Below are 2,247 nucleotides of genomic sequence, written 5' to 3' on the forward strand. Positions count from 1 at the left end.
CCAGCCGAACCCCCCGTACGGCTGCCGGACCCTCCCCGGGCCGCCGCCGCGTACGCGCCCCCTATCGCCGCGGCGGCGGCCCGCTCACCTTCTGCGACAGCGACCGTCTGCTCTGGAGCCCCCATGCTGAACATCGCGGACACACTGCACCGCTGGTGCCGCGAGGAACGCCCCTTCGCCCTGGCCACCGTCGTCGACGTCACCGGCAGCGCACCCCTGCCCATCGGTACGTCGGTGGTGGTGGACGAGGACGGCAAAGCCATCGGCAGCATCTCCGGTGGCTGTGTCGAGGGCGCGGTGTACGAGCTGTGCCGGCAGGTGCTGCGGGACCGAGGGCCTGCCCAGCGGGCCTGGTTCGGCTACTCCGACGACGACGCCTTCGCCGTGGGACTGACCTGCGGCGGCGAACTCGACGTCCTCATCCAGCGCATCGATCCCGTCGCCCAGCCGCATCTCGGCGCGGCGCTCGCCGAGGCGGCCGAGGGCCGGCCCGCCGCCGTCGCCCAGGTCGTGGACGGGTCTGAAGGACTGCTCGGCGCCACTTTGAGCGTGCTCGGCGACAGCTGGATCGGGGACCGCGCACTCGGCGACGGACCGACCGGCCGAGCGGTCGCGGACCGGGCCGCCGCACAACTGCGCACCGGACGCACCGGACTTCTCTCCCTGGGCGGAGACGCGGACACCTGCCCCGAGCAGCTCTCCGTCCTGGTCCATGCGGCCGCCACCCGCCCCCGCATGCTGATTTTCGGCGCCATCGACTTCGCCGCCGCCCTCGCCCAGGCCGGCCGGTTCCTGGGCTATCACGTCACCGTGTGCGACGCCCGCCCCGTCTTCGCCACCGAAGCCCGCTTCCCGTACGCCGACGAGGTGGTCGTCGACTGGCCGCACCACTACCTGGCACAGACGGCCGTGGACGGCCGGACCGCCGTCTGCGTGCTGACCCATGACGCCAAGTTCGACATCCCCCTGCTCCGGCTCGCCCTCGGCCTGCCCGTCGGCTACGTCGGCGCGATGGGCTCCCGCCGCACCCACGACGAGCGCCTGCGCCGCCTGCGTGAAGTGGGGGTAACCGATGGGCAGTTGGCCCGGCTGCACTCCCCGATCGGCCTCGACCTGGGTGCCCGCTCCCCCGAGGAGACAGCCATCTCCATCACCGCCGAGATCATCGCGCACGCCAACCGGAGCACCGGCCTGCCCCTGGCCCGGGTCACCGGCCCGATCCACCGAGTTTCCGGTGTCGCTGCTGCGGACGTTCCCTTGAAGGCGTGAGCGGAACAGGAACCACGTGCTCATCGACACCTACAACCGAGCGGCCACCGACCTGCGCGTCTCGCTGACAGACCGCTGCAACCTGCGGTGCACGTACTGCATGCCCGAGGAGGGCCTGCAGTGGCCGGCCAAGCCGGACCTGCTCACGGACGACGAGATCGTCCGCCTCATAGACATAGCCGTCCGCCTGCTGGGCATCGAAAAAGTCCGCTTCACGGGCGGCGAGCCCCTGCTGCGCCCGGGTCTGGTCGGCATCGTGGAGCAGGTCGCGGGCCTGGAAGCGGCTCGTGAGACGGGTCTGACCCCGGTGAAGGTGAACGCGGTCCTGATGCCGGGCCTGAATGCGGACGAGGCCCCGGACCTGCTGACCTGGGCGGTCGAGCACGACTACGAGCTGCGTTTCATCGAGCAGATGCCGCTGAACGCCCAGCACGACTGGAAGCGCGAGGGCATGGTGACGGCGGGCGACATCCTGCAGTCTCTGCGCACTCGCTTCGAGCTGACGGAGGAGGGCTCGGACAAGCGGGGTTCGGCCCCGGCGGAGCGCTGGCTGGTGGACGGCGGTCCACAGGTCGTGGGTGTCATTGCCTCGGTCCCCCGCCCGTTCTGCGCCGCCTGCGACCGCACCCGCCTGACGGCCGACGGCCAGATCCGCACCTGTCTCTTCGCCCGCGAGGAAACAGACCTCCGCGCAGCCCTCCGCTCGGACCCCCCGACGAGGAGATGGCCCGCATCTGGCGCGAGGCGATGTGGGGAAAGAAGGCAGGAGTAGGCCTGGACGCCCCGTCATTCGTCCAGCCGGACAGACCGATGTCAGCAATCGGAGGGTGACGCCTGTGTGCGGACACCCGTCATAGGGGTGCCCGCTGCCTGCCGCGGCACCAGGGCCCTTCTGATGGATCTCCGCGGGAGAAGGAGCGGCGTTCGGTGCGTGCTCTCGGCGTGCCGGGCGGAAGCCCTCGTAGCGGAGCTACTAGG

Annotated in this window: 1 protein-coding gene and 1 pseudogene; both read left to right on the forward strand. The window is 71.1% G+C overall.

Going from position 1 to position 2,247, the window contains the following annotated elements:
• Positions 1-123: 123 nt before the first annotated feature.
• On the forward strand, positions 124-1,269 hold the full coding sequence (locus ABT057_RS48990) for an XdhC family protein (RefSeq protein ID WP_352351888.1): 1,146 nt from the start codon (positions 124-126) through the stop codon (positions 1,267-1,269).
• A 16-nt stretch (positions 1,270-1,285) separates the two neighbouring features.
• Positions 1,286-2,100 (forward strand): annotated as a pseudogene (locus ABT057_RS48995) (GTP 3',8-cyclase MoaA).
• Positions 2,101-2,247: the final 147 nt, after the last annotated feature.

Source organism: Streptomyces sp. NPDC002588 (genome assembly GCF_040295925.1).
In the GTDB taxonomy this organism is placed as follows: domain Bacteria; phylum Actinomycetota; class Actinomycetes; order Streptomycetales; family Streptomycetaceae; genus Streptomyces.